At 32.3% G+C, this 24,553-nt stretch carries 16 protein-coding genes; 11 read left to right on the forward strand and 5 right to left on the reverse strand.

Features of this window, described 5'->3' with window-relative positions; all coding sequences use genetic code 11:
- Positions 1–499 precede the first annotated feature (499 nt).
- Positions 500–985 carry a hypothetical protein gene (locus tag DK442_RS00950; RefSeq protein WP_109433970.1) on the forward strand — a complete coding sequence of 162 codons (486 nt, stop codon included), beginning with the start codon at positions 500–502 and terminating at the stop codon, positions 983–985.
- Between the two features lie 450 nt (positions 986–1,435).
- Here the strand turns inward: DK442_RS00950 and DK442_RS00955 are convergent, their stop codons facing one another.
- Positions 1,436–3,643 (reverse strand): tetratricopeptide repeat protein, encoded by a 2,208-nt coding sequence (locus tag DK442_RS00955; RefSeq protein ID WP_370444650.1) that lies wholly within the window; start codon positions 3,641–3,643, stop codon positions 1,436–1,438.
- Between the two features lie 444 nt (positions 3,644–4,087).
- Between DK442_RS00955 and DK442_RS00960 the strand changes: the two genes are divergently transcribed.
- The 6 genes from DK442_RS00960 to DK442_RS00985 all read left to right on the forward strand — a co-directional run bounded on the left by DK442_RS00960 (position 4,088) and on the right by DK442_RS00985 (position 12,586).
- Positions 4,088–4,894: a glycosyltransferase gene (locus tag DK442_RS00960; protein WP_109433971.1), complete on the forward strand. Its 807-nt coding sequence runs from the start codon at positions 4,088–4,090 to the stop codon at positions 4,892–4,894.
- Between the two features lie 108 nt (positions 4,895–5,002).
- The gene (locus DK442_RS00965) at positions 5,003–9,022 is read left to right on the forward strand and encodes a DUF4114 domain-containing protein (protein WP_109433972.1); all 4,020 of its coding nucleotides are present in this window, start codon (positions 5,003–5,005) and stop codon (positions 9,020–9,022) included.
- Between the two features lie 165 nt (positions 9,023–9,187).
- The gene (locus DK442_RS00970) at positions 9,188–10,393 is read left to right on the forward strand and encodes an oligosaccharide flippase family protein (protein WP_109434451.1); all 1,206 of its coding nucleotides are present in this window, start codon (positions 9,188–9,190) and stop codon (positions 10,391–10,393) included.
- 110 nt (positions 10,394–10,503) lie between these two features.
- Positions 10,504–10,800, forward strand: coding sequence for an STAS domain-containing protein (locus tag DK442_RS00975; protein ID WP_109433973.1), 297 nt, complete (start codon positions 10,504–10,506; stop codon positions 10,798–10,800).
- Positions 10,801–10,828: 28 nt separating this feature from the next.
- Entirely contained in the window at positions 10,829–11,128 is a 300-nt protein-coding gene (locus tag DK442_RS00980; protein WP_143915786.1) for an STAS domain-containing protein, read from the forward strand.
- A 240-nt stretch (positions 11,129–11,368) separates the two neighbouring features.
- On the forward strand, positions 11,369–12,586 hold the full coding sequence (locus tag DK442_RS00985; RefSeq protein WP_109433975.1) for a glycosyltransferase: 1,218 nt from the start codon (positions 11,369–11,371) through the stop codon (positions 12,584–12,586).
- A gap of 95 nt (positions 12,587–12,681) precedes the next feature.
- On the opposite strand, the gene DK442_RS00990 is transcribed toward DK442_RS00985, so the two are convergent.
- The 4 genes from DK442_RS00990 to DK442_RS01005 form a co-directional block, all read right to left on the reverse strand.
- Complete coding sequence (locus DK442_RS00990) at positions 12,682–13,509, reverse strand: M57 family metalloprotease (protein WP_109433976.1); 828 nt, start codon at positions 13,507–13,509, stop codon at positions 12,682–12,684.
- Positions 13,510–13,924: 415 nt separating this feature from the next.
- Positions 13,925–15,472 (reverse strand): cellulase family glycosylhydrolase, encoded by a 1,548-nt coding sequence (locus DK442_RS00995; protein ID WP_109433977.1) that lies wholly within the window; start codon positions 15,470–15,472, stop codon positions 13,925–13,927.
- Complete coding sequence (locus DK442_RS01000) at positions 15,469–16,701, reverse strand: hypothetical protein (protein WP_235010877.1); 1,233 nt, start codon at positions 16,699–16,701, stop codon at positions 15,469–15,471. Before DK442_RS01000 ends, DK442_RS00995 begins: the two co-directional genes overlap by 4 nt.
- Positions 16,701–19,787 carry a hypothetical protein gene (locus tag DK442_RS01005; protein WP_109433978.1) on the reverse strand — a complete coding sequence of 1,029 codons (3,087 nt, stop codon included), beginning with the start codon at positions 19,785–19,787 and terminating at the stop codon, positions 16,701–16,703. Before DK442_RS01005 ends, DK442_RS01000 begins: the two co-directional genes overlap by 1 nt.
- Before the next feature lie 173 nt (positions 19,788–19,960).
- Here DK442_RS01005 and DK442_RS01010 point away from each other — a divergent pair, with 173 nt between their 5' ends.
- The 4 genes from DK442_RS01010 (at position 19,961) to DK442_RS01025 (ending at position 24,287) form a co-directional block, all read left to right on the forward strand.
- Entirely contained in the window at positions 19,961–20,782 is an 822-nt protein-coding gene (locus DK442_RS01010; RefSeq protein WP_109433979.1) for a dolichyl-phosphate beta-glucosyltransferase, read from the forward strand.
- A 413-nt stretch (positions 20,783–21,195) separates the two neighbouring features.
- Complete coding sequence (locus DK442_RS01015; RefSeq protein ID WP_109433980.1) at positions 21,196–21,753, forward strand: RNA polymerase sigma factor; 558 nt, start codon at positions 21,196–21,198, stop codon at positions 21,751–21,753.
- Positions 21,754–21,755: 2 nt separating this feature from the next.
- Complete coding sequence (locus tag DK442_RS01020) at positions 21,756–22,442, forward strand: tol-pal system YbgF family protein (RefSeq protein WP_109433981.1); 687 nt, start codon at positions 21,756–21,758, stop codon at positions 22,440–22,442.
- A gap of 225 nt (positions 22,443–22,667) precedes the next feature.
- Positions 22,668–24,287 (forward strand): S8/S53 family peptidase, encoded by a 1,620-nt coding sequence (locus DK442_RS01025; protein WP_109433982.1) that lies wholly within the window; start codon positions 22,668–22,670, stop codon positions 24,285–24,287.
- The last annotated feature ends 266 nt before the right edge of the window (positions 24,288–24,553 follow it).

Consider the following 24,553-nt stretch of genomic DNA (forward strand, 5'->3'; position numbering starts at 1 on the left):
CGTTTTCATAAGTTGGATTTTTATTTGTTATTATTTTGTGTTGTTATTCATTGCAATATTAAGATACGCCAGTTTCATTTTTCGGGATTCTGTAATAATGGTGATGTTAATTAATCGTTAAAGTCAAATTGTTGTTGAAGAGTGCTTTTTTCGCACAGTTAGGTTTTAAGAAATTGATATATACCTTAATGTCTCAAATGTTAGATTTGTTACACGTTTTTTTCAATTATTTGATAGTACTCCTAGAAATTTCCTTGTTCATTGTAATAGTAAAGCATACCATTTTGAAAGTATAGTCTGTCAGTTTTTTTCTAATCTCCACCATATTCAAAACCAAGAGATTTGCCTAATACATCCGATCTTTTACTTATTTGAGTTATGTCTAGACTGCCTTACACCAAAAAAACTTAATAAAAAATTAGCCAGTTTCAAAAAATGAAACTGGTAGTATCTATTCTTGTATCATAAATAAGTATTAATCACTTAAAACCATAAAAATATGGCATTAGAAAATCTAATTAGTGTTACGTTTACAGAAGAGGAATTAAACAAACTCACTAAAGGATTACAGATTGTAAAAGAGGTTTTATCGAATAAAACAGTTAATCTTACTCCAGAACAACGAGGACAGTATGGACGTATTGCTAATCAAAACAAATTGATTGTAGATAAAGCTAAGAATTACATGGAGCAACATCCTGATTGGATTCCTCGATTTTTGGATAAAGAAGAGTTTGATCGCGATTATACTACTCGTAAACAAGTAGAAACTCATGTACAGCAGTTACAGAATTTATCGCAACAATTACTCGATACCAAAACCCTGCTAGATCATGATAATTATACCAATGCATTAAGTTTTTACCGTATGATGCGTTTTTTGGCTGGCGAAAACGAGCCTGGAGCCAAACCTGTATATGAGGATATGAAACTATTATTTAAACGTAGCAGTAGTACCAATAACGATGAAGGCTCTAATACATGATGTTATAGATAGCCAAGATAATATGAAGCTTTACAAAGGTAATTAGAAGGCGTATCATACTCCTTTGAAATACCTACCCAAGTGGTTCGAATGATCAAAAAGGTATTGCGAAGCGATCCTTAGGTAATTCGAACCACCTTTTTTTGGATTGACACTCCTCAATCTATCGCAAAAAACCGTAAACCTATCCCTTTTATCCCATAAAGTATCAAAAAGAAGTTTGAGCATATCGCTTCGAAGCCTGACATTATCCAATCGAAGCGGCACATGATCGGTGCTAATTACCTTTTGTTGGATTGGAGTCTCTTATGAGATAGCTTACCCCCTTGTCGAGAAGGGGTACTATCATTTATACATTATACCAACTTATTGCATTTCTATCTCTTATAACAAAGCACTAATATATAATACTGATCTAATACCGTCTCCCAAAATATAGTCTCAATGTCACTACGGTTCTAATCCCATTATCTTTTTATTAAAAATAGGATTTTTCATAAAATACCATTTTAATCTAAACCCAAGTTCTACGAATTCAAAACCCGCTGCAGTGGCAGAAGCAATGTTACTATATTTACCATAGATATTGGCATTAAATCGCTGAGAAAATTGATGACCAAATTTTCCTTCTGCCCTAAAAGTAGAAGATGCCGGATCATCCTCTACAAATTGTTGACCAAATGCTGCACTTGCACTATAATACCAATTCTTTTGTGGATCACTAACAACTTCTAGAAACACTTCTCCTAGATTAAATTGATCAGGGCTAAAATAAATGGTAGGTACCTGATCTTTAAAAGTGATATATTGATAATTGAGCCCTGCCTTTAACACTGGTTTTTGTAAAATCGAGTAATATAAAGATGTAAATAATAGATTTCTTGTATTATCATCTGTCTGCGAAGTGTAAATATATTGTGTATACCAGCCTAAATTAAAATTAGTCCCTAAATTATAATTTAGGCTATAATTGTTCATTACAATTTCTCTGTTTAATAAATCTGCATTAAAATTTTGCAATTCTCTCTTGTACCCTATATCCAGGTTTTGTAATCTAAAAGGTTTTGTTTTTAATACTACCTCGGCGACCAACTCTGTATAATCTGCTGTAAATCCATCTGCATTTGTCAATCCTACCTTAGATTGCAAAGAAATATTACCATTGAATTTATAAAGAGTTCCTAACCAAAAGTCATTCGAAGTTGCTTCATTTCTAGTGACTGTATTTTTTGTTGTTCTATAATCATATTGGGCTTCTGTTTTAAATCTAGTGGATAAGGGAACTTCTACCTTTAAAGTAATGTTTACTGCTTCATTGTCTCCATTATCAAAAGTATATGCCGTTTTCTCCTCTATAAAAGGAGTATGGGATTTTTTTAATGTTTTGATTAGTTTTTCGGCATCTGGTTGTTTAGGATAATACTCCAGGGTTTTAAAAGCATAGGTATAGGATTTGATATCATCTCCAACAGCTCTATATGCGTTTGCAATACCCAAATTACCATCAAAAGAACCCGCTTCTTTTTCTAAAATCGTGTTATAATTTTGAAGACTGGTTTTAAAACGACTAGTATACATCCCGTGAGTTGCGTATAATGCCAGTACTCTCGAATGATCAGGATACAATAGTTGTAATTGATCTATACTTTCTTTAGCATCCTTAAATTTTTTATTCCATAATAGGGCTTGTATATATCGTTCTGCGGTAGACAGATAAAGTGTTTTATCATCATCTTTAAAATGTTCTGCTTTATTTTTTGCTTGACCAGCAATGAATAATGCCTTTTTCTCTTTATTATTTTTATGAGCTACCAAAGCTAGACCATTTAAAGATATGATACTGTCCTTAGGGCTAACAGCTAATGCTTTATATGTGTTTTTTGCTTTTTCAAGTTTATTGGTGATCAGGTAAATATTTGCTTTATTTAACTGTGTATCTTTATCATTAGGAAAATCAATTAGGTTTTGATCCAATAGTTGTAGTGCCTCATCATATTTTTTGTCCTGAGCTATTGCATTAGCATACCCCAAACGAACATACTTTCTGGATAACAACGCATTTGCATTTCCTTTCTGTAATTGTAATGCTTTATTCACTAATATTAATGCTTTCTCATATTTCTTGAGATTAGAAAGTGTATTAGCATATCCCAATACTGCCGGGAAACTTGTATCATCCTCTTGAGTTAATTTTTCATAGAAACTCTCTGCTTTGCTAAATTGACGATCCCAAAGTAGCGATTCTGCATAATTTAATTTAATCTCAAAATCATCTGGATATTCTTGTAATAATGTTGTAAAAATAGATACTGCTTGCTTAGACTCTCCCAAAAGTCCCACTGCTCTCCCATAACATAAACGGGCGGTTTTGTTTTGAGGATATTGTTTTAGAATGTCTTCAAAAAATATTTTGGCATTAGCATATTTACCTGTTTCGAGATACTTAAAACCTTCTTGCATATTTTGAGCAAATAAAGATGAAAATGATACCAAAAAAAGGAAGCTATAAAAAAATGGTTTTAAGTGCATTATTTTGTGTCCAAGTTGATTAATTATGGTTAAAGTAAGAATAACTAAAAAAATAGCGCCTAAAAACTCAATAAGTTTTGTAAAATTTATATTTTTCTCAGCTTTCTTTTTAAGAAAAATTATTTTCATTTTAACATATCATTAAGTAATTATTCAAAAAATCCGGGGGAAAACCCCTTTACTTTAACACAAAAACCCGTTGAGAATCTTCTATTTTATTAACAATTGTAGGATTTTACTTTCTTAAAAACAATAAACAAATGTTAAAGTTTCAGTGAAAACCACACGAATATCGACAAAATACACTGTTTTTGGACTTCACATAAACATTTTGTGGTTTTACCGTATTTAACTTTCAAAAACTGGTATTACTTTTACACCGTATTGATCACTAACTATTTATGATCAATTCAAGTTCAAAAGTAAATTCGTCAAAATGTAAAATAGTCTTCAAAAATCCCCAGAAGAATGTTTAACATAATTTAAAATGTCAGGGACCTTAAAAAAGAAAGGTCACTTTTAAAACTAAATACTTCTACTACCCCAAGAAGTAGCCCTAAATTTAAAATTGATATGACGAAAATTACTGGAATCATTGTTCCTTGTTATAATGAATATAACAGACTACCAAAGGAAAAATTTTGTAACTTCTTAACTAATAACCCTTCTTACCATTTATGTTTTGTAAACGACGGCAGCTCTGATAATACTTTGGAGATGTTAAATGAACTTAGACAATTCAACCCTCAAAAAATAACTGTACTCAATCTAGAGGTCAATCAAGGTAAAGCTACTGCAGTTCAAACTGGAGCCAATTATCTTGCAGATCTTGATTTTGTAGAAAACATTGCTTTTCTTGACGCTGATCTTTCTACATCATTAGACGAAATGGATAATTTGGTACAAAAACTAAATAGTAATCCTCAATTAACCATGGTTTTTGGATCTAGAAAAGCAGATGAGTCAGCTAACATCGATCGAAATATCATTAGAAAATTCTTATCTAATTTTGTTGGATTCTTCATTCGGTTTATTCTTCAGCTTCCTATAAAGGATACGCAATGCGGAGCCAAAGTATTTAGAAAAAGTATTATCGAGAATGTGTATAGCCAAAAATTCATAAGCAGATGGTTATTTGATATTGAGATCTTCTTAAGGTTAAAAAAACACATTGGATTAAAAGATCTTTTAAATACTATTAGTGAAGAACCACTGGATAGTTGGATCGAAGTAGAAGGTTCTAAAATCACTTTAAAAGACTCTTTCTTGATTCCTATCAATTTATTAGTAATCTGGTTTAGTTACTTAAAAATCAGAACTCGTATCAAAAGTGCTTCAACTATCTTTAATCTTAAAGCAGAATACAATATGGTAAAATAACTACTTTCTTCTTTTTAAAAACCGATTCAACCAAAATTCTAAATCATAAAAAACTGTCTTTAGTTAGTAATCTAACAATTACAAAAAAGACAAACATCAATATATACTATGAAAAAGACCATCATCCTTTTGGTAATTCTTATAGCAAACATTACTTATGCTCAACAACCTTTTGATTGTAATGAAGGGAAGTTTTATCAAGTAATCTCTGGAGCATTGCGATCGTATGACCCTATAACGGGTACGTATTCTGACCCACTCCATACACATTCTGCGTACAATGCAGGAGGATATAACCCTGTAGATAACTTTTTATATGCGATAAGAAATAGTGACAAGCATTTATTACGTATTGGAACTGATCTTATAGTAGATCTGGGAGCAGTAGCGCCTAATGGAGGTATCAATTTTGGAGGCGGTTATGCTGCCGATGTTGATAACGAAGGAAATTTATGGGTCTTTCAAAATTCATTGGATAAACAATCTTTTCATAAGATTATTAATCTACAGAGTTATGATGGTTCATCCTCTCCTGTATTTGAGATTGTAGTTTCTGATCAACCATCGCCAACACCTTGTGCCGATATTGTATTTATTGATGGCAATCTATATGGTGGTGCCAAAGGAAAAGTATTCAAATGGGATCTTTCCTCGAATACCCCGACTTTTAGTAGTAAAACTGTAACTGATTTACCAAATCATACGTTTGGTGCATGCTATACTGATACCAGTAACAGGTTATACGTATCCAGCAATAATGGAGGACTACATCTGGTAAATGACTATGAAACTGTTACTCCTTATGCCACATTATTAAATAATACCGAGGTTACTAATTCTAATGATGGATTTAAATGTGCTAGTGGCGTATCCCCTATTGATGCTGACCAAGATGAAGTTCTGGATCCTTATGATAAGGATACTGATGGTGATGGAATTCCTGATATCGTAGAAGGTGGTGGTGTTGATCCCTATGGAGATGATGATACTGATGGGATTTTTAATTACCTGGATCCTGATTTTGGGAATACTTGTAATAGTGGAGTTTCTCTTGCTTTTGATACCGATCGGGATGGTGTACCAAATGTATTAGATCTTGATAGTGATAATGATGGGATATTTGACATTGTCGAAGCCGGTTTGGGTAGTTATGATACTAATGGAGACGGTTACTTTAATGCTCAAGATGCTAATTTTGTAGACTCTGATCTCGACGGAATAGCTGATGTTGTAGATATTGATCAAACTGGAGTTGCCTTCTATCCCGCTGATACAGATGGTGATTTAATTTATGACGCCTATGATATTGATGCCGATCAAGACGGTATTATTGATCTTATCGAAGGACAAAATAGCCTTAATTTTATCACTCTTTCTGGTTTAGATACAGACAGGGATGGTATGGATGATGCTTTTGATCCTGATCAAGGAGGTACTCCGCAAGGATATATAAATACAGATGGCACAGATAAACCAGATTTTTTAGATACCGATTCTAACAATGATGGCACATTAGATATCGTAGATGGATATGACACCAATAGTGATGGTACGGCCGATACAGTTGCCATAGGAAATGATTTTGATCAGGATGGTTTAGATGATAATTTTGATCTAAAAGAAACTGTATTCGATTCTGATAATGGTAATCAAACTCCGAGTAGTTTTCCTGTATTGAGTATTGGAGAAAGATACCAATATCCAGGGACATATGATGGTAATGGAACTCCTAATTATTTAGGAACAAATGAAATATTATCTACAGATTACTTAACGCGAATCAATGACGCATTACCAGAAGGAAATTCTGTCCCTAATCTCAATCCTAACTACATTTATTCTGGATATGATACTAATATCATCATAGAAAATACAACAAATATTTCAGTTACTTTTATCGGTGAAAACACAACTTATAAGAATACACTTGGATTTTACACTTACGACATTAATAATCCTTCTACTACTGCACCTAACCCCGAAGACATAACCATTGTTTTTCCAAACACTTCTGAAGTAGGAAGCGATGGTGGTTTAAATATCGGTAACACTGTGAATTTGGGTAGTTTCCCAACTGATACTGGTATTGCCTGGGTATTACTCGCAGATGGGTGGAATGGCACAGCTATAGATACCGGATTATGGCAAATTTACTCTAATCCAGATTATAACCCAGAATGTGATGAGACATTACGACCGCACAATATCTTATTGGCAGATACTGCTAATGAAACTATTGTTCTTGGTTTTGAAGATACAAGAAGGGACTACCCTGCTGCTGACCATGACTTTAATGATGTATTGTTTCATGTAAGCGCTGATCAATACTCGTCCCTAAAAACTACAAACATCCCCGAACTAACCGAAGAAGGTGTAGTAACATCAGGTAATGATGGTGGGCTAGAAAGTAATGGTGATCTTGCCAACTTGATTGCCAAAAGAAATTTTTTAAGATCAAAAACGAATACAGTATATAATCAAAAGAAATTGCAACAACGCTTTGCTCCAGGTGCAAAATCATATAAATCCGGTAGCAAGGACTTGAGTATCTATTTCCCAAAAACTGGCGCTTCAGGAACCGAAACTTCTTTTGTATCTAGTCCAGATGATTTAATTGGTATAACCAATGCAACCTCTGTTTTTTCAATTGATTATTACAATCAAGATCAAAGAGTTGGTGCAGCCTTAGCGATGGCTACCAATGGATCAGTTTATGATCACTCAAAAACGATATGTGATCGACTTAATGGTTCTGTTTTAGAAGATATCAGGACTTTAAAAGTGAGAAATCATACCTTGGTAAACACCAAAATCAGAAGAGTTACCGGAGAAATTGAACAAGCTTTACATTTCTCAGTGAGAATAGACGAATTTCAAAATGAACTCTATAGTTTATGGAATATCGATCAATATCCTGAGGGTGATTATCTCAACTTCCAGATTTGGGGTGGATCTATACCACAAGTAGCTACTATTGCAAATAGCATCATCGACAAATTAATCGATCAAAAGTCATTAGGCAAAACATTTATTCCTATTAATATCCCATCAGTATTTGTACAAAAGGGATTCTATAAAGATGGAAAGCTTGTTCTGGACATTGTAAATAAATCTCAGGTAAGTCAATTTAACTTTAGAGGGAATAAAAGAGCTACAGAATTATCAAATGAAGAGTTAATTATAAAAACTGTAGCATTATCTGGTAAATACAAAGAAACGACCACTATAGAAACTGGGTACTTATTTGATATTGGTTTTGCTATTACTGGTGACGATCCCAATAAGGCAGATGTATTATACTTAGCTGATGGCCCATGGGGAATCGACTTCTTACAACAAGGAGCAACCATAACCAATTTTGATATTGGTAAAAATACCAAAACTCAAAATAAAGAGAACGAGTATACCGTAGAACGAGATGTTAAGGTAAGCGGTAACCTTAAGGAAACTATGAATTTGTTTAGAAACATCCTTGGTGGTGATCTTACATTAAATGTTTCTGAGTATGAAGCTGTACAATTCGAATTGTTCTCTGATCAGGATGTAGAAGTTATATTAGTTACCAAAGACCTTACTGATTGGAATGAAAGGCTTAGATATACTATAAAGGCTAATGATACAAAACAAAAATACACTATTCCTTTTTCAGACTTTTATAGTAAAGCAAAACAGACTGTTGCAATTGAAGATTTAAGAAGTGTTGTATTCTCTATTCAGGGAGATTATGCAAGTTTCACTTCTTTTGATCTAGAAGTTGCTAAACTTAAGTTTACTACTGATGAAAAAGAACTCGAAGAGGTTACCGATCCTGTTACAATCAATAATAATAATAATAATAATGACATTGAAAACATTATAATAGATGATAGTGAAACTTCCATAATCAACTCTCCAAATCCATTTAGTACACAAACGACAATAAAGATGCCTAAAGAAAATCAAAAAATAACAATTTCTGTAATTGATATGTTAGGTAGAATTGTGCAAGAGGAGGAATTAGGAAGTATAGGAACCCCATCAAAGAATTTTATTTTTACAGCAAAAAATTTAAGACAAGGAGTATATAAATATATCATAAGAGGAGATAACTTCAAAAAGAGGTACGAAGGAAGTTTCCTAATAAAATAATAATCAAAAATTACTATGCTTTATAAAAACATAAGGCATAGTAATTTTATAAAAAAAGAAAGTATCTTTAAGAACATCTATACATCCCCAAAGAATAAAAATTGAACCTAATCAATGGTAATTAATAGCTCTCTTCTAAAAAAACTAAGCGCTGAGCAAAAATTTATGATCAGTGTTATTATCGTTAATGGAGGGAACTATCTATACAATCTGCTTTTAGGTAGAATCTTAGGGCCTGAGGAGTTTGCTGATGCTGCATTATTAATTACCTTCCTTCTAGTATTATCATTTGTAGCGATGACATTTCAATTATCAACTGCAAAATTTTCTGTGATTTTTGAAAAAGAAATATTCAAGAGTTTTATTAATATCACTTATAAATATTCGAGTATAACCGGAATTATTTTTGGAGTTCTCATGATTGTTTTTTCAAAACAACTTCAGGCAATTTTTAATACACAATCTTCGACCATGTTTATCCTCTTTGGAATTGGTGTTCCTATTTATTTTATCATGAGTGTAAATAGAGGTGTTTTTCAGGGAAGTAAAAAATTTGATAGCCTCGCCATTACTTATCAGGGTGAGATGATAAGCAGGCTTACTATTACTCTTATTTTAATTTATACGATTACTACTTTTCAATCTTCTGTTTTGGTAGCTTCAGGTATCGCCATTTCCTTTTTATTTGGTTTGATCCCTTTTCGTTCGAGAGATATAGAAGTAACCAAAAAACATAAATTACCAAAGGCAGAGTCAAAGTACATTACCAAATTTTTTATCTTAACGGCATTCTACGAACTCACCCAGATCATCATTAATAATAGTGATATTTTGATGGTTAAACACTATTTTGAGACCTATGAAGCTGGATTGTATGCTTCGTTAGCTCTTATCGGCAGGGTGGTATATTTTGTAGCCTGGATGTTTGTCATGCTGTTATTGCCCAAAGTCGTACAAAAACAAAAAGATGGAGAATCTCATGCTCCGATACTATTTAAATATGTACTTTATATCACATTATTGTCTGCAGCAATTGTACTAGGATGCTTCCTATTTCCAGAGTTTGTAATTAATATCATGTTTGGTCCAGAATACATAAGTGTTGCTCCACTACTTTGGAAATATGCTATTGCAACCTCTCTTTTTGCTATTTCTAATATTTTTGCATATTACTTCTTATCCTTAGATCAATATATACCCGTCATATTATCGGCTTTACTTGGAATTTCTCAGGTAGTATTGATCATATTCTTTCACAACACATTATCAGAAGTTGTTATTATGCAAATCATAGCCATGGCTATTCTTCTCACATTTCAATTATTCTTTTTTATAAGCTATCAAAAATTATCTAAAAAAGAGCTCAACTAACGATTAAATCAATTCGTCGAAAGATACCTGCAACTCAACAGAATTGCATCAATAAAAAGAAAAGATTGATCGATCTTTAAACATAACAGTAACCTTTAAAACAAGATATTATGGCCTTGCAAATTACTAAGAACCACGAAATTTTTGAAATCAAAGGAAGTATAGTTGCAGAAAATGCGCAATCTCTTCAACATCATTTTGAGCAGTTGTTATTTAATTGTGATAAAGTAATATTATGTATTGATAAAGTCAAAAAAATTGATGCCTTTGGTGTTACTGTGCTCACCAAATTATTTAGGAATGCTATGAAAAATAATAAGATATTTTTCATCATAGGAAAAGGAAACAAAAAAGTAAGTAAAGCTTTTGGTAGCGTAAGTTATATCTTAAGAAATGACTTTGTATAAAATACAACCTCCCCAAAATACCCATGTTATGAAACTACAAATTATAAATGCTTCAGGAAAATTTGAAATCATAGGAAACTTCACCTTAGAAAATACCGAAACAGTAAAAGATCATTTTAACTATTTACTAGATCATTATGAAGAAGTAGTCATGTCACTAAGAAAAGTAAAAAAAATTGACCAAAAGGCGATAAAAGTTTTAAAGGATATTTATGCCAAAGCAAATAGAAGAAGTAAAATACTCTTTGTACTAGGTAAAGAAAATAAAATAATTATCAACGCTTTTCAAAAAAATAAAGTAAGTCATATTTTTAGAGAAGATTATTAATGGTTCGTATGATAATAACTTTTTACAAAAGTTGTCTAAAAAACACCGAAGGTGCTTATTATTATAAGATTTCAGTTGCTTTTTTAACAAGGTTATTATAAATTGTATATCAATTAAATTAAAAAAGACGTACTACCCCATTCGTCCTAAAATCTTGAAACCTATACTACCCCATAAGATTTCTTTACGATTTTACTTCGTCTCTGTCTAGTTCAAAAAAAATAACACAAACATTTACAGATGAAATTAGCTATTGTAACTGCCTACCCACCTAGTAAAGTAACCTTAAATGAGTATGCATATCACCTGGTAAAATATTTTAGACAGCATACCGAGGTTTCTGAAGTTATTTTATTAACCGATATTACTCCCAAAGAGGCTGATGTGCAGTTCGAAGAAAAAGGATGTAAGATTACGGTTAAGCAATGTTGGAAATTTAATAGCTATAGCAATATTTTCTCTGTAATGAAAGCTGTAAAGCAAACAAAACCAGATGCTGTATTGTTTAACCTTCAGTTCATGAAATTTGGAGATAAAAAAATAGCTGCTGCACTTGGGTTATTGCTACCGAAACGATGTGTTTTAAAGAAAATACCTACCATTGTTCTATTGCATAATATCATGGAACAAGTAGATCTGGAAAATTCTGGGTTCACAAAGAATAAAATTTTACAGAAAATTTATAATGGAATTGGAACCATGCTTACACGGTTTATTTTATCTGCTGATATTGTTGCTGTAACCATTGATAAGTATGTACATATCCTAAAAGCAAAATATAAAGTTGAAAACGTAGTACAAATTCCTCATGGAACCTTTGAACTCCATGAAGAGCCAAAATATATTCTTCCTGAGGGACCATTACAAATAATGACCTTTGGAAAATTTGGCACCTACAAAAAGGTTGAGATTATGATCGAAGCGGTCGAAAAAATCCGTTCAAGAACAGATGCTAATCTCGAGATTGTAATTGCAGGAACTGATAACCCAAACGTTCCTGGATATTTAGAATCAATGAAAAAGAAGTACGCTCATGTACCTCAACTCACATTTACTGGTTATGTAGATGAAGTCGATGTACCTCGTATTTTTACTGAAAGCGCTATGGTTGTATTCCCTTACACTTCTACTACCGGTAGTTCTGGAGTATTACATCAAGCGGGGAGCTATGGAAAAGCTGTAGTGATGCCAGATTTGGGTGATCTAAGTATTTTAGTAAAAGATGAAGGGTATCAAGGAGAGTTTTTTGATGCCGAAAGTGTAGATAGCTTAGCTGATGCTATAGAAAAAATTGTTTTAGATCCCGAATATCGGAATGTATTAGAAAAAGCAAATTATAAAGCAGCAACAGCCTATCCAATGAGTAAAATTACTAACATGTATATAGACCAGTTTACATCTATAAAAGAAGAAAAAAAACCTAAGGTTAAAAAGACATATGAACAAGCATCCTTGTAAAATATATCTTTAATTATAATATCCAAAAAGCGGAAAGATCTTCGATACTTTCCGCTTTTTCAATAATGTAAATAAGTTTATATACTGTTGTCTATTTAATACACAAACCTCAATGCTGTTCTATCCGAAGCTGTAAATGGACGATCAGTTCCTCCACTACATGCTAGCATCCAAGAACCAGCTTCTGCTCCTCTAGGTGTCCCTGGAACAAATAATGCTCCTAAACGACCTTCTGGATCAAAATCTCCACCACAACTAAAGGAGCGATCTGCAAAATCTGTATGACGAAAACCAATGGCATGACCAATCTCATGCGCAATAACGGTAGGAGCATCTGCACGTACACTTGTACCTCCAAATACCCGAGAATTTAATACGATCGGAGTAGCAGGTCTTTCATTTCTTGGAAATCCAGCACTTCGACCTAAAACAGTACCTCCTCTTGGGGTATTGGGTATGTTTTCTGATAATATTGCAATATCAGAACTACCTTCCTGAAAAGTTCTTCTAAATGTAAGATTTAAATCCAACTCGTTATAGCGAAGTAATGCCTCATTAAAAGCAGCTACCATCGTTGAACTAAAATCGGGGTCCAAAAACACATCAATGGTAACTGCCCTATTCCTTGGTAATAGATTAGGAGTTACATAGTGCTTTTGATTCACTCCATTAGTTTCTGCCTTTTTGTTCTCTAAAAGGTCATCAATCATTTCCTTATTTAAGAAAATATCTCCTTCTATAACAAAACCATTTTGTCCATTCATTTCAGTTTTATACATACCTTCAGTACTAAAACCTAAAGATTTGATTTGAGAAGCAACTAATAGTTGTTCAGTTTCTTCTACGTTATCTTTTTCTGATTCACAAGATACCAAACCTAGGGTAGCTAAACCTAGACAGGCATAAAAAGCAATTTTTTTCATAATGTAAAAAGTTTGAGTTTATGTTTAAATTATGAGTCGAATATATGGAAATTCAAAAAACAAAAAAATTAACAACCCCAGTAATAGCGGGTGGTTTAAGGTGTAACAAAACCTTTTCGTAAGAATGGATATCCCGTAAAAACATAACAATCCTATAGAATTACTATAATTGAAAAACTAACAATCATCTATTTGATTACTGATAAGTTAGGCAGCATAAAATAAAGTTTTGAAAAGGAAAAATATTAAACTTTAAAAAATGTTAAAAAAAGGGTTAGCATTATTGTATTCGGTCGAATTCCTAGAACAAAATTTAACTTTCTAACTTAAACATTAACATATAATTTTGTTAATTTATATTCAGATTCTCAAACCCCAGGTCTTTTTACATAATTTAGATGAGTCTTTTATGCTTTTAGTTTGCAATAAATTCAAAAGCAGGTTTCTTATTTCCATTGCGATCTATAAACCCAAAATGCTTTTGTTTATGTTTTCGCCAGGGTAATTTTCCGACAACAGCACTCGGAACTTCTTCAAAATCATATAATGTCCAAGAAAGAAAGTGTATATTTTCTTGTTTAATTATCTCTTGAAATTGTTTATGATACTCTGCTTGTCCTTTTTCTGAAGGACCAAACGGACTCCAAAACCCTCTGCTTGACGGTAATCCAAATTCTTGTAATACCATCGGTTTATTTATTTGGGTATTCAATTGATTATAGGCTTCGATAAAATTATTGATATCCCTATAGTAATGAAAAGACACAATATCTATTTCTTCTTTCAGTAAACTTGCAGATTCTACATCAGACCACCCGATTGTAACCAGATGATTTGGATCAAATTGCCTTATTTGTGATATCATTTCCTTTAACCATGCTACTACATTTTCTTTCCCTCTACTCTCAAAGTCTAAATTAGGTTCATTCTTTATATCCCATGCAAGAATAGCTTCATGATCTGCCAAAGCAGTTACAATTTGTTCTGCATGTCTATGTGTTAATGTCCAATCTAACACAGAATAATTTCCGTAAAAATCAAATAGCGTAACAATAACTTTAAGTTTTTTATCCTTGGCTTTATCAAGTACTTGTCTTAGTTTATCTAATTTTTCGGTTTCAACTTTTGCTTTACCAAAAACCTCATACGGCACAAAAATTCGAATCGTATTTAAGCCCGAATCATTAATAATATCAAAATCCTTAGCGATCACATCAATATCAAAATCATCTCCAAACATATTCCATGGTGTTTTCTGGGGATAATAATTTATTCCTTTAATTTGATATTCTTGATTCTCTATAACAATCTTACCCCCTATCACTCTGGCCAAAGTTTTGTTTTGTAATATTGTATCTAATGGTCGGGGTTCTTCTTTTACTATATGACGGATACGCCAGAACCCATCTTCTAACATTAACATAACCTGATAATCTGATCGTAGTTCTGCTTCGAGCAGTACTTCATCACCTTTGTAAACTCTTTGATATTCTTTTACATTTGTATCAGATAATACTGCCAATTGCCCATCTGCACTATAAAAATCTAATGCAATGTTGTGATGAATCGTTGTACCATGTATTGCGATATCTTTCTTTTTATTAGAACCTATTGATTTTAAGAGGTTTTGCCGAGCACTTTTGGTATAATAATCTTCTATTCCTTCTTTTTTATTTGTTTGATATGCCGCATTACGTATATACCAGGCATTAAGATAATCGTGTTCTATATCGAGCAATGTTTGTTTTTCTATTGGACGTCCCGGGTTTATGGTATCCTTCCATTCTAATTTAGGTAAATACACCTGCTCTTTGCTCACTGCTAGATGAAGCATAGAGGTTCTATCTGCTCCTGTGTTAAGATATGATAGTACTTGGCTAATTCCGAAAAGTACCAAAACAACAATACCTATAAAGGAAATGATAATAAACGATCTATATATATTTCTGTTCCAACTTGTCATTGTAGTATTGTCTTCTTATATTCTTTTTGAACTCCTAAAGCTTTAATTTGAATATCGTAACTACCAGAAGGATAAAAACCTTCTTGAAGTAAAAATCTAACTATTCCTTCTGAAGTAGTTTTGATCTTGGTATCGATTTTTTTTTGTTCCTTAAAAATATCCATCCTCACCATAGCTCCATCTGGAATTAATTGCTCCATAAAACTCTGTAATGGCCCTATGATAATCTCACGATTATTATTGTTGAATTGCACGTTAAAATCCTCCAAAACCTGGGTATATGTTATGCTTAGCGTATTACTTTCTGCCATTCCCTGCACATAAGCTTTAACCTCCCAGGTTTCTTTTTTATCTGGGTGTAACATTTTGGCAATTGCCTGTCCATTAATTGTACTTCCCTGGGTGTGCAACATTACTCCCTTTGTATCCTTAATTACAAAATCCACCAATGTACCATCGCTTATAACGTTATCATATTCGTCCTTTATCTCAGAGGTAATAAATTGAGTAATTTGATTTCCATCAGCATACATATGTTTACGTTTACTGCGTATTTGAAAATTTTCGGGTAACGCAGGGAATACATCAACAGAAAATTCTTTAGAAACTTTTTTATTTACCTTAGAAAATAATAATAATCTTCCCGATGGATTGTATGAGAATATATTCGTCCATCCTATCATGTCTTTACTATATATGATCCTTTCTTTTTCTGTCTCTAAGAATTGATGCTTCATCACTATTGCAGTGCTATCTGGTAATGGATTATCATAAGCATCTGTCGGGACAACCACATGCATCGTATAATCTTTTCCACCTGCTATGATACTTGGCGGACCAATATAAGATTCTAGATATATTTGGGTTGTTTCATTTGAAGTAATTTGTATTTCTCCTTGAGTAAGTATTTTGGATTGATAAAACAATGTATACGTTACTATTCCTTTTTTATTTGCTATAAACGAAGGAATTGTAAATTGACTCCCTTGGTGTGTATCTGGATTGATAACTGTGCTTCCATAAGATGAATGTACAAAAAGCTGAGTTTCTGAAGGTATATTAAGTTTAAACTTAAGTATAATGATGCTTCCTGCATTAAACATCGTTTTTTTTGTGATTAAAGCAGCCGAAACCTCCTCTGTCTTCTCCAAAACAGTTGTAAATGCTATACTTATACACAGTACCAGTACAATTAAAAGAGGAGTTATATGTCGTAGTTTCACCTTCATTATTTAGGGGCTCCTATATATGTATTGATTTCTAATTTTATATAACTAAATCCTTTTCCATCTACTGATATCATTGATGCAAATTGATGATCATATTTTCGTTCGGGGACTACTTTATCACTAATGACAGTATTTGACAAGCCATTTACAAAAACATTCTTTAGATTGTTTTCTCCTTTTTCTATTTCTGACAAGTTTAAAAATCTATAGTCAAAATACTGTTTTCGCTGTGGTCGAATACCTTCTGGAAGATATTGGTGATCTACCCATATTAATTCTTTATTTTCATCATAGTAGGAGATTAATAATAAGGGGATTGTAACTTCTTGCAAACCCGAATTAAACAAAACTCCTTCAACATGATCTTTTTGAACAGAAAGTTCATTAATCGCAACTCCCTTATATAAGTCTACAGTGGCTACATTTCCTGCACATTGTAAATCAAATGTATTTGGTTTGTCTTCAAAATCCATAGGGGTAAATTCGTCTGGATTAAAGGTTTCTGGCTTACGTTCTTTTTGATCCACCCATGCGATTCCTTCAAAATTAACACGAAAACTAGTGGTCTCTTTTGGTATCAATTTATGCTTCATTTGATGTTTGGCATTATACCTTGCCAATAGTATATCGTTTTCATATAATGTACCGGTTATAACAACATCTGCCGGTACATTATCAATATTTTGCAATTCACCTATAATCACATGTCGCCCCTCATAAGTGACAATCTTTGCAGACAACACTTCTAAAACTGGTTGTTTTAATACATCTTCATGATATGTTTGCTCTGAGCTTATTCTGCGTCTTCCGTGGTTATGATATTCTGCAGTATTTTCTACAAATAATTGATCTGGAGGAATATCCAAATCATAGAGAGATGGTTTTACAAACCATTTTTTATTCTTTTTCACCAATTCATGATAGAATGTTTTATCTATCTTTTCTAAAGGCGTAATCCAACTCGTTAGCGCTTTTACTTTGGCTGTACTATCAGTCTTGTCTGTTATATTTACTTTAATCTCATCCAGTTTTGCATACGAACTTAACAAACCATCAGTAACAGCAATCTCTAACATAAATTGATCTTTGGTTTTATCACTACTGGGATCCAGGTAGGAATACGCACGTTCAAATTCCTTAAAATCCAATGCATCATAATAGGATTCTGTTACGTTAACCGGACTAATTTGCTTTGCATTTTTTATATATAATTTATAAAACCCTATTCCAAAAACAATAATCATTACACCTCCCCATAGATGAGATATTTTTAAAATTCCTTTATGAAACCCTTCATAAGGAATTCCGAATTTAAAATAAACAGGAAAGCTCTTTTGTTTTGATTTTAATCCATGAATCCAAATCAATTGTATATTAATAATGAATGCAAACAACACAGTTCCAACAGGAATAAGGCCCCACATCAGTTTTTGAAACATCGGAACATCTTCTTTGGGTAAAATACTGGATAATGGAGGTACATTTAATTTTTCCCAAACCATAATTCCATTTTCTAACTGTCGTAACCTTTGCCATCCACAGAAATACAAAATAGGATCATAAAATTTATCATTAGAGAATACATACTTTAAATTGTATTTCTCGGGTACGGTAAGAAATTGCTGTAAAGAACCTATTCCTTCTACCCCTCTAAACTTAGAATTCTCTAGTCGTTCAACTGCTCTTGTAGTTAACTCTGGCAATCTACGTGCAGAGTGATAATTTCCATCAACCGTCATTGCATTAGTCTGAGCAGATAGCCATGCCATTTGATCTCCGAATCCCAAAGGTAAATACCTCCAATGATCATGTTGATCTTGTTGTAAAAAATTAAGAATGGGTAGCATTTTAATTTTTTGAGGCTGAAAAGGTCTAAAATACCCAAGACTCATAGTAAAGAAAACAATGAATACAAAAGTCCCCATAAATAAACCTCCTAAAATTCTGCGATATACCCCACCATATCTATCCTGAATACTTTTTTTAAGATCACCCTCTATAAAACGATAACCAAATTCCCCAAAAATAGGTAATGCCATAATCGATGCCCACAATGTAAACCTGTCCAGTGTAAGAATATTAAAGGCATTTTCTCCTAACATCATTCTAGGTATTGGTGTTGTTCCACCTGTTCCTAAAATTGTTAAAAGGGTAAATGATAAACCAAAAAACAAATATCGTTTACTATAAAATCGATACCATACATAAGGAAGAATAAACAATAAAATTCCCCATGGAATTAAAAAAAACACTAGCCCAGAAGAAGTAACTTCAAAAAAATTATCTCTTGAACCATGAGGGATAGGTACCTGGGTAATAGGATTGTTTTTGGTGTTAATCCAATACGGAAGAATACAAATTATGATTAACAATAATGATCCAAAACCAAAGCTTACAATTCTTTTAAAAAGAGACAGAAATGTTTTAAAGAACAATAAAAACCTAACTTCTTTATATGAATTTACCTGCTCTCTGGATGCATCCATAATGATCATTCCTATTAACGGGAAAATAAAAAATACCATCCCAAAAATTGGAGTCACATGATGAGAAGTAACTGTTACTGCAAGAAGACTTAAAGCATTTACTAAATACTTATACTTACCAACTTTTATCCAAAGATAAATTTCTGGCAATGCATGAAGTAAAATAGAAAGTCCGATTATACTAGGAAGTTGACCAAAAACGTGTAGTGTTTCTATAAAAGTAGAAGAAAACACTGCAAAGATAGCTGTATACCCGGCAACATTCCTATTTGATGTTAGCACCAAAGCAAAACGATATATTCCTGTTATAAAAAGAATAATCCCAATAATAGCAACAGTAAACAGACCAAACTTTAATCCACCTATGTATGACAGTAATCCAATACTTTGATGTACCAAAGGTGGATATCCCATGACTGTAAACCCAGTATACCAACTATAATTCCAAGGTTCGAACCAGTTATTTGCATAATGATTTCCAAAAAAAAGATGAATCAGTGCATCATAGGTAGACTCTAATGTAAAAAATATTGAAGTACCATGAAAGATTACTCCAACCAGTAATGCACTAATTAAATACTTATTTGTGGATTTATCCATAAAGACTCGCCGTAGTTTTCGATTTAAATATACAACAAAGGTTTGGGTTTAGACGAATGGTATGTCTTTCGATAAAAACCATTCGTCGATAGCAATTTTCTGCTCACCGAAATACCTGTTTTTAAGGCCCAAGACACTGCTACATTTGAAACATAATCCCAAAATAATCTATTATGAAAACTGGAATCATCATACCTTGCTATAACGAAGAAAAGAGATTAAATGTGGCTGCCTTTGTTAATTTTGTTCAAAAAGAAAACAATTTTCATTTATGTTTTGTGAATGATGGAAGTAAGGATAACACATTAGAAGTGTTAAAAGATATTCAATCTCATAATTCCCATAAAGTGAGTATTATTGATATGAAAAAAAATTCAGGTAAAGCTGCTGCAGTAAGAGCAGGTGCCAGATATTTACATAGTAGAGGAGATATGGAATTTATTGGTTTTATAGATGCAGATTTATCAACAGATTTTGAAGATTTTGACGGGCTTTTAAAAACGTTGAAAACAAATAGAAGATTAAATTTTGTTTTTGGTTCCAGAGCAAAGGAAGCTTCAGGAAACATCGAAAAAAACGGAGTTAGAGCTATAATATCAAAATTCATCAATATTCTTATTGTATTGATACTGGGATTATCCATTCAGGATACGCAATGTGGTGCTAAAGTATTTAAAGCCGAATTGGTTCCTGTGATTTTCAATAAAAGCTTCTTCAGCAGATGGTTATTCGATGTAGAAATGTTTATCAAAATGAAGAAACATTTCGGAAAAACAGAAATCATGAATAAAATATATGAGCAACCCCTTAAAAGATGGGTTCATATGGAAGATTCTAAATTGGGGTTAAAAGATTCATTAGAAATTCCTTACAGACTAATATCCATATGGTTTAATTATAATGTATTAGAATCTTTACAATCTTCTTTTACTGAGGATACCCTAGAACCTGCGATAGAAATATATGGAATGCCTACCAGGGTATTAGCTGCATAATACTACTCAAAAGCATTTAAAATATTATCCATAAAAGATAATCTAAGTAAAACCCTCTTGTTATTTCAAGAGGGTTTTACTTACATAGAAGCCTGATTTATATATACCATACCTAAATATGCGAACCTTATAAAATTAAACTCAGCCTAAATTTTGGAACATAACTACATTTTTTTTCATAATACAGTTAGGGTAATTTCTTTTTGAACTGTTCATATGTAAATGAACAATTATTTGACTAAATGAACTGAAAAACACGGAAATAAAAAAACTTAACAATTTTTAACTAAAATTTGTCACGTTTTACATTTTCGCACCTTATATGGATACATAATTCAATAATGAAACCGTTTTTTTCTTAGTAAATTAGTCTTATATCTTATGTACCCCTTTGGAGACTAAACCAAATAAGAATGAAACATAAAAATTTTGGACTAAGTGAGACATCATTTGAAAAACTGATATCAGATCTAAAAAGAAATGATTCGCATTTTTTTGAACAAGTCTTTCTAAAACAATTTGAAGAAACCATGAAGTATCTATGTAGAGAACACAAATCAAGCCGTGAAGATGCATATGACGCAACAATGGATGCCTTAATCGAATTTAGAGCACGATTTGTAGATGGAAAATTAAAATATGGAAACCTTCGCTTCCTTTTCACAAAAATGGCTTCGCAAATGTTATTTAGAAATCTTAAAAAAAATACATCCAATATTGAAGGCGTAATTACTTTGGCTCAAGAAACCGAAACAGAATCAACCGATTCAGAAGAGTTAAGCTTACTAAATAATGCTTGGCAAATATTAGGAGATTCTTGTAAAAAGCTACTGACCTGGCATTTTTATGGAAAAATGAAACTGTCAGAAATAGCCACAGAAACCCAAAAGAGTCCAGCAACAATAAGAAAACAAAAAGAGCGATGTATCAAACAACTCAAAGAACAATTTAGTTTAAAAAAAATTGTATAGTCATGAAGGATAAATTAAATAAACTTTTAGACCCTGATATCTCTAAAGAAGAAGAAGATCAAATCTTTGAAGACATACTAAAGCAGAAAAATGATAATGATTTAAGAGTCAAATGGAAAAAAATACTAGCTAATGATTATGATATACAAAGAAGTAAAAATGGAAAAAGAAAAACGACATCATCCTCTAAGTATATAAAAATCTTCTTGGCAGCAGCAGCCTGTATCAGTTTAATTGTAACCTTGCAGTTGTTAAGTACACCTTCTATAGATTCTAATGCAATGGCACAGCAATATCTGGATAAACAAGAAATATTGCACCCTGGTGCCTCTAAAGGTTCTATAGAAGAAGATCAAAATAGAATACTGGCGATTCAGGCATTTAATAGTAAAAAATATCAGCAATCAGTTAAACATTTCCAAAATCTGAGGATTGCGAATGAAGAAGATCAATATTATTACGGATTAGCTTTACTATTAAATCAGCAATATACTGAAGCTATCCAAAAATTTGAGGAGAACAACCTTAACAACAATAGGTTTAAACAAGAGCTAAATTGGTATCAATCTTTGGCATACATACTCAACAAACAAAATGAAAAAGCAAAAATACAATTGAAGAAAATTCGCAATACCGATTGGAAATATAAAGATGCACAACAATTCTTAAAAAAACTCAATGAAGAATAACTAAACACGATTATACATTCTTTACATAATAGGATATTCGACACCAAATGTAAATTCTAATTTTTAATAAACAGTATCTAACTAAGTCTACAAAAATAGCGCTAAGACTAGTTAGAAACTGAAATTATCAGGCACAGAATAGTCACTCTCTATTTTGAATGCCATGCTATAGTACGCTTTAAAAAGACCATTTCACACAATTAAAAACCATTAACTCACTTGAACATGAAAACTCTAAAAAAAATTTTAATCCTAATTCTTTTATTATTGTTTCAACTCCCAATTCTAGGTCAGCAAAAAAACACTACACAAAACCATGTGCCCAAATCAGTGGATATATCCAAAAATAATGACGATGACGATGACGATGACGATGATGATGATGATGAAGATGAAGATGAAATTATTAAACACCCTACTTTATATTTTGTAACACTAGATCCTTCAATTAATCAAAGTGCAGTTAATGACTTATTAAGTGAATTAAATTCTGAAGAAATTTGGTATCGAAAAGAAATCAATCTAAGATTGTGGAATACTACCCAATTTCCATATGTTTCTGCACATGGCCAAACCGTTACGAATATAGATGGACAAGTACAGTCTGCAGAAGGAAAAACTGATATCGATGGGGTTGAATTTAATATTGGTCATATTGTACCCAACCCTCCTGTAGATATACAAAACTTCTGTTTTAATACTATAGTCCCCCAATATTCGCTGGGTACAAATCCTATAAAAATTTCTATTTTCGATACGGGAATTAGTACGCAATCAGATGCAAATTTCCCAGGATATTCTTTTAATATAGATAAGTATACCGGATATGATTATATTGACAATGACTCAATACCCAATGATCAAAATGGTCATGGTAGTCATATTGCAGGCATTATACAACACCTTTTACATCATCAAGGAACTACAAATTCTCCTATCTCGTTCGATATTAGGAAAACTCATGATCATTTAGGAAGAGGATATGTTTCTAATCTCATTCCTGCTATTTTAGATGCTGTAAACGAAGGTAATAATATTCTAAATTTTAGTTTTAGTTACCAGAACTACAATGTAAACCCAACAGATAAGCCACTAAAGTTAGCTATCGACTACGCAGAGCAAAACGGTGCTATGATTATAGCAGCCGCGGGTAATACAAATGAAAATAATGATACAGATAATATTATTTCGTTTCCTGCCTCCTATCCTAACGATAATATTTTATCTGTAGCATCCACAGATTGTGATAATAAGCTAAGCCAATTTAGTAGCTATGGGCAACAAAGAGTAGATGTAGCCTTATTAGGTGAAAATATTCCTGGCCCTGGTTTAAATGCAGCTATAACCAGCCAATCAGGAACTTCTTTTTCTTCTGCAAATGTTACAGCACTTGCGGCAATTTTAGCCACACATCAATCTCCATTTAACTACCAACAAATTAAATGTTCTTTAATTAACACTTCTACTACCTCATCAGATTTATTTGAAAAAGTAGTTTCCAATGGTGTTATTAACTTTCAAGCAGCATTCGAACAACTTAATAATGCTTGTCAACTCCCAATAAATAAATCTAGCGGATCTACAATTTCCAAACCAAAATCTATGTTTTTCCCAAATCCTTTTAAAGAAATACTTCAATTGCACCTTAAAGAAGATTCAAAACAACAAATCACCGTTTCAATGTATAATCAAAACGGAATATTAACATTAAAAAATCAATTTCATATCTCTCCAGGAGAAAATCAAATTGACTTACCACAAACTGATCAGCTACAACCGGGAATGTATTTTATTAAAGTAAATACAGAAAGCAATACAACGATGCATACTATAATAAAACAATAACCACAACGTTCTCATTACCTAAACCCGCTGTACGTTCTGGGTATTTTCAAATCTAAAATTCATTAATTCTTGCATCCAACAGCATGGATACAAGAATTAGTGATTTTTTTAATAGTAAAGCTATTGAATTCGCAAGGTATTAAGTGATTTTATTAATACTATTTTTCCCTAAAAATTACTCGAAACATATACTCCTTGCACTAAAAGAGATTGAATTATGATTTTAAAAATACCTTTCATTTGCATTTTCATTTTTTATACTTCAA

Source organism: Aquimarina sp. AU119 (assembly GCF_900312735.1).
Lineage (GTDB): Bacteria > Bacteroidota > Bacteroidia > Flavobacteriales > Flavobacteriaceae > Aquimarina > Aquimarina algiphila.